At 64.5% G+C, this 5,725-nt stretch carries 6 protein-coding genes; 1 reads left to right on the top strand and 5 read right to left on the bottom strand.

What is annotated here, in order from left to right:
• On the top strand, nt 1-724 hold a 724-nt coding region (locus tag ACIQ6O_RS11845; RefSeq protein ID WP_396207998.1), incomplete at its 5' end, for a putative PEP-binding protein.
• 39 nt (nt 725-763) lie between these two features.
• On the opposite strand, the gene ACIQ6O_RS11840 is transcribed toward ACIQ6O_RS11845, so the two are convergent.
• The 5 genes from ACIQ6O_RS11840 to ACIQ6O_RS11820 form a co-directional block, all read right to left on the bottom strand.
• Nucleotides 764-2,095, bottom strand: coding sequence for a hypothetical protein (locus tag ACIQ6O_RS11840; protein ID WP_396207997.1), 1,332 nt, complete (start codon nt 2,093-2,095; stop codon nt 764-766).
• Complete coding sequence (locus tag ACIQ6O_RS11835) at nt 2,095-2,907, bottom strand: c-type cytochrome (protein ID WP_396207996.1); 813 nt, start codon at nt 2,905-2,907, stop codon at nt 2,095-2,097. Before ACIQ6O_RS11835 ends, ACIQ6O_RS11840 begins: the two co-directional genes overlap by 1 nt.
• On the bottom strand, nt 2,897-3,397 hold the full coding sequence (locus tag ACIQ6O_RS11830; protein ID WP_396207995.1) for a DUF3341 domain-containing protein: 501 nt from the start codon (nt 3,395-3,397) through the stop codon (nt 2,897-2,899). Before ACIQ6O_RS11830 ends, ACIQ6O_RS11835 begins: the two co-directional genes overlap by 11 nt.
• Nucleotides 3,397-4,803 (bottom strand): NrfD/PsrC family molybdoenzyme membrane anchor subunit, encoded by a 1,407-nt coding sequence (gene nrfD / locus ACIQ6O_RS11825; RefSeq protein ID WP_396207994.1) that lies wholly within the window; start codon nt 4,801-4,803, stop codon nt 3,397-3,399. The genes ACIQ6O_RS11830 and nrfD overlap by 1 nt, the downstream gene beginning before the upstream one ends.
• Nucleotides 4,804-4,814: 11 nt before the next feature.
• On the bottom strand, nt 4,815-5,725 hold a 911-nt coding region (locus ACIQ6O_RS11820; protein ID WP_396207993.1), incomplete at its 5' end, for a 4Fe-4S dicluster domain-containing protein.

Below are 5,725 nucleotides of genomic sequence, written 5' to 3'. Positions count from 1 at the left end.
ACTGGCGGCCGGCATTGCGCAGATCGCGGCGTCGCAGTGGCCGGAGCCGGTGATCGTGCGCTTCAGCGACTTCAAGACGAACGAGTACGCGGGGCTGCTGGGCGGGCGGGAGTTCGAACCGCACGAGGAGAACCCGATGATCGGGTTCCGCGGCGCCTCACGGTATTACGACGAGCGCTATCGCGAGGGGTTCGGCCTGGAGTGTCGCGCCATTCGGCGGGTGCGCGAGGTGATCGGGCTCCACAACGTGGTGGTGATGATTCCGTTCTGTCGCACGCTGGACGAGGCCGACAAGGTGCTGGCGGAGATGCGTGGGCACGGACTGGTGCGGGGCGAGGCCGGGCTCGAGGTGTACGTGATGGCGGAGATCCCGAGCAACGTGCTGCTCGCGCGCGAGTTCGGCGCGCGGTTCGACGGGTTCAGCATTGGCAGCAACGACCTCACGCAGCTCACGCTGGGCGTGGACCGGGACAATGCCCTGCTCGCCTCCCTGTTCGACGAGCGCAATCCGGCGGTGCTGCGCTCGATCGAGCGCCTGATTGTCGATGCGCACGCGGTGGGGTGCAAGGTGGGCATCTGCGGGCAGGCGCCGAGCGATCATCCGGAGTTCGCGGAGTTCCTGGTGCGCGCGGGGATCGACTCGATTTCGCTCAACCCCGACAGCGTGGTGCCGGTGCTGGAGCGCGTTGCCGCACTGGAGGAAAAGACGAAGGGCGGCCCCTGATCGGGGCCGCCCTTTTTCGTGCGTGCACCAGTGCGCGGCTTACTCGTGCGCGGGCAGCGGTTCCATGGTCTTCGGGTCCACGGGGACCTGCACTTCGTCCTTGCACGGCGTGGTCATCATGAACACGCGCATCTTGGGGAAGGCATCCATGAAGCTGAAGTAGCAGAACGCCCACATGCCCATGAAGCCGATCGTCGTGCCGATTTCCTGGAGCCCGAACGGCAGGCTGGTGGCCTCGCCGTAGATGCTCGGATAGATCTCGATGTAGCGGTGGAGGTACACGCCGATGAGGCTGCACACCGCGAAGAGCACGAACGTGGGGAGGTACATCTTGGCGGCCTTCGAGATGAGCCCGAAGAACGGGAGCACGAAGCCGAAGATGGGGATGAGCTGGGTGACCGGCTTCCAGACGCCCGAGAGACGCAGGCGGTAGAAGTGGGTCTCTTCCGGCATGTTGCCGTACCAGATCACCAGGTACTGCGAGAAGCTGATGTAGCCCACGAAGGCCGTGAAGGCGAAGCAGAGCTTACCCAGGTCCCACAGCTGGTCCATGGTGGCGACGTCCTTCATGTCGAGCTGATTGCGCCACCACATGGTGAGCAGCGAGAGCAGCATGACCATGTTGACCCAGCCGGTCATAAACACGATCCACGCGTACATGGTCTGCTGGAAGTGCAGCGAGATGGTCATGGAGTAATCCCACGCCATGAAGCACCAGCCGATCACGAACGCCATGCAGACGGCCACCGCCAGCTTGCCCTGCGCGCTGTGCTGCGAGTGCAGCTCACGACGCTCGTCGCCCGACCAGGCGGCGCGCATCTTGGCGCGGAGGCCGGCCGCCCACTTCGCACCGCCCTCGGGGAGGACGGCGACGTCCATCTTGACCGAGTTCCAGACGAACAAGCCCTGGATCACGGTGATGGCGCCGAAGAAGAACAGCCCGCGGATGAGGAACCAACCGTTGCTCAGGTACGCGGCCTTCTCTTCGGTCGGCACGGCCTCACGGCCGCGGAACGTGAAGATGTGGTCGCCGCTGAAGAACAGGATGGCGATGAGGATGACGAACGCCACCGGCACGAAGGCGTAGAAGCCTTCCGCGAAGCGCACGATGGGGCGCGACCAGCGCGCCGTCACGATACGCTGCACGGCGGCGAACGCCGTACCCGCGGTGGAGATCACGGCGAAGTACGTCCAGTTGTACTGGAGTGCCTGCCATGCGCGGCCGGGGTTGGTGAACAACCCCATGACGAACACGGCAATGCCGACCAGCGCGGCGATCATCGCCGCCGTCTTGAGCCCGGCGGGCACCGTCTTGCCGGAGAGGCGACGCGCGAATTCTTCGCGCGTCGGGTAGTGATAGTGCTGGCTCACTAGTGCTTCTCCTTGGCCGCGCCACCTTCGGCGGGAGCGCCGAGGTGCAGCTTACGCATGGTGTCGTTCTCGTTCAGACCCTTGAAGGTGGCCGAGTTGATGTTCGGCGACCCGGGCGTGGGCTGCTGTGTGGGCTTCACGAACGGCGCGGGCTTGGTGGGCGCCGTCTGCGAGGGGCCCGGCACCGTGGTGCCGTTCTGACCGGGGTAACCGATGAGCGTCGTGTCGGCCACGCCCTTCTGCAGGGTGCGGACGTAGTTCACGACGTCCCAGCGATCGAGGTCTTCGATACGGTTGTAGCTCGGCATGATGCCGCGGCCGTTGCGGAGCATGCCCCAGATGTAGCCGTCGGAGCGCCCCTTGGCGGACTCGGTGAGCAGGCTCGGGCTGTAGCCGTAGGCCGGGTTCACCTTCTTGAGGCCACCGTTACCGTCACCGGCCATGCCGTGGCAGACCGCGCAGTTGATCTGGTAGTACTTCTTGCCGTTGGCCAGCGACTCGTCGGAAGACGGCGTCGGATTGGGGAGCGGCGTGAAGCTGTCGATCACCTGCGGCAGCGGCTGGTAGCCGATCTGCCAGGCGCCCACGCGCACGCCCTGGACCGGTACCGAGTTCTGCGGGTTGCCACGCGGCGGCGTGAGCGAGTCGGCCTCATTCTGCGAGACCGGCTCCCACGGTTCGATGCGGGGCTGATTCTTGAAATCCGTGAACCACGTGCACGCGCCCAGCGAGAGCGGGAGTGCGATGGCCACCGAGGCGCGGAGCGCCCGCGAGACGGCTGCTGGCATCAGGTTGGAAGTCTCAGGCTTCACGGCGAACCTCCTCTGCGCCGGCGTGGCGCAGGAGGTCTTCGGCCGCGGAGGCCTTGTTGGCGTCGCACGCCACGAACACACCGAAGTGGCCCGAGGAGAAGCGATCGTCGTAGCCGACCGTGGTGGTCAGGCGCGGGACACGCGAGTTGATGAACATGCCGGCGACCGTCGAGAGGGCGCCGACGAGCACCATCACTTCGAAGCCGATGATCGTGTACGGGATCCACGACGCGATCGCCTTGCCGCCCGTGACGAGCGGCCAGTAGTTCGACGACCAGATCGCGACCCAGTAGCCGAAGCTCACGCCGAGGAGACCACCGATGAGCGTGAAGCGACGCACCACGCTGTTCGGGCCCGCGATCGCGTCATCCAGCTCGTGGCGGATGGTGGGCGAGTACACGGTGACATCGCCCAGCTTCTTCTTCTTGAGCTCCTCGATCGCCGTAACGGTCGAATCGAGGTGATGAAAAACACCCAGCACGCCCTGCATTAGTGGTGTCCTCCGTGGCCGTGCGAGTTCTTGAAGCGCGGCGTCACGATTTCCTTGAGCTCCATGATGGCCATCACGGGCATCTGCTTCACGAAGAGCAGGAACCACATGAAGAACCAGCCGAACGAGCCGACGAGGAACGACATGTCGATCCAGCTGGGGGTGTAGCTACCCCACTGCCAGGGCTCGAACTCGTGCGAGAGCGACGGCACCACGATGACGAAGCGCTCGAACCACATGCCGAGGTTGATGAACAGCGAGAGGACGAACAACCACGCCGGGTTGCGGCGGAGCTTCTGCGACCAGAGCGACATGGGCAGCGCCATGTTGCAGAGGAGCATGATCCACGCGGCCCACCACCACTGACCGAACACGCGGTTCCAGAAGAACTCCTGCTCCGCCCGGACGCTGCTGTACCAGGCGATGAAGAATTCGATCAGGTACGCGCAGCCGACCACCATCGAGGTGAAGAGCACGACCTTGGCGGTCGCGTCGAGGTGGTTGAGCGTGATGTAGTGCTCGAGCTTGAACCACTTGCGCATCGGGATGGCAATCGTCCACACCATCGCGAAGCCGGAGAAGATGGCACCGGCGACGAAGTACGGCGGGAAGATGGACGCGTGCCAGCCCGGCGTGAGCGCCATGGCGAAGTCGAAGGAAACGACCGAGTGCACGGAGAGCACGAGCGGCGTCGAGAAGGCGGCGAGGAACAGGTACGCCTTCGCGAAGTGACGCCATTCCCGGTCACTGTTGCGCCAGCCGAGCGAGAGGATGCTGTAGATCCGCTTGCGCGTCGGGTTGGTTTCCTGGTCGCGGAGCACCGCGAAGTCAGGAATGAGACCGATGAAGAGGAACGTGGTCGAGATCGTGAGGTACGTCGAGATGGCGAAGACGTCCCACACGAGCGGCGACTTGAAGTTCGGGAACAGCAGGCGCCAGTTCGGATACGGAATCAGCCAGAAGAACTTCCACGGACGCCCGATGTGCACGATCGGGAAGAGACCGGCCGTCATAACCGCGAACACCGTCATCGCTTCAGCGGCGCGGTAGATCGAGGTACGGAAGCCGGCGCGGAAGAGATACAGAATGGCCGAGATGAGCGTACCGGCGTGACCGATACCGACCCAGAAAACGAACGTGATGATGTAGTTACCCCACATCACCGGCGGTTCGTAGCCTGCCTGTCCGAGGCCCCAGTAGATCTGGTAGAGCCAGGCCGACGCGCCACAGAGCATGGCGACGATGGCGAGGGCCAACCCGATGAACCACTTCTTGGTGAAACCCAGTGTCGCGATGATATCGCGATCGACCTGTTCGTAATCACGGACTGCGGGGAGCTGGACGTCGGCCGAAGCAATGTTCGGCCCACGAATGCCCTCTCGCACCGGATGTGCGACGGATGCCATGCGCGCTACCCTCAGGCCTTCGCCGGGGAGGCCGGCGCCGGATAGTTGACCTTCTTGAGATAGACCACGGCCGTGTACGTGTTCAACTCTTCGAACACGTGGTAGGCGCGACGGTCATACGCGAGCTTCGAAACAGTCCAGTTCTCATCGGCCGCGTCACCGAAGACGATGGCGCGCGACGGGCAGGCCTGGGCGCACGCCGTCGTGAACTCGTCGGCGTTGACCTCGCGGCCTTCGGCACGGGCACGGTGCTCGGACTCACGGATACGCTGCACGCAGAACGTGCACTTCTCCATGACGCCCTTGCCACGCACGGTGACGTCGGGGTTGAGCGACCAGTGCATCGGCTCCGGCCACGCGTACTGGCGGCGCTCCGGCTCACCGTAGCCGAACCAGTTGAAGTAGCGGACCTTGTACGGGCAGTTGTTGCTGCAGTAGCGGGTACCGACGCAACGGTTGTAGACCTGCACGTTGAGGCCGTCCGGCGAGTGGTACGTGGCGTACACGGGGCACACCGGCTCGCAGGGCGCGTTGCCGCAATGCTGACACATCATGGGCACGAAGCGCGTGTCGAAATCCGGAGAGAATTCGTTCTCCGTATTGTCGTTGCCTTCGTAGTAGCGCTCGAGACGGATCCAGGCCATCTCGCGGCCCTTGATGATGTTGGCGCCCGGACGCTCGTCCCACTGGCTGGGCGAGAGCGCACGGCCCTGGTAGGGCGCGCCAACGGTCGGAATGTTGTTCTCGCTGTAGCAGGCCGTGACGCAGGCCGAGCAACCCGTGCAGCGCGCGAGGTCGATGGTCATCGCCCAGCGGCGCTTCTCCATCTTCTGCACGTGGTTGGGGTCGTACATGCCCTGGTCCTTCGACTCCGGGTTGGCGAACTCACCCTGAGCGTCGGCCGCCACCGGCGACTTGAGGC

Origin of the sequence: Gemmatimonas sp., assembly GCF_044345575.1 — a bacterium.
In the GTDB taxonomy this organism is placed as follows: domain Bacteria; phylum Gemmatimonadota; class Gemmatimonadetes; order Gemmatimonadales; family Gemmatimonadaceae; genus Gemmatimonas.
Note: the sequence above shows the minus strand (reverse complement) of the source record. Positions and strands in the feature narration are given on the sequence as shown.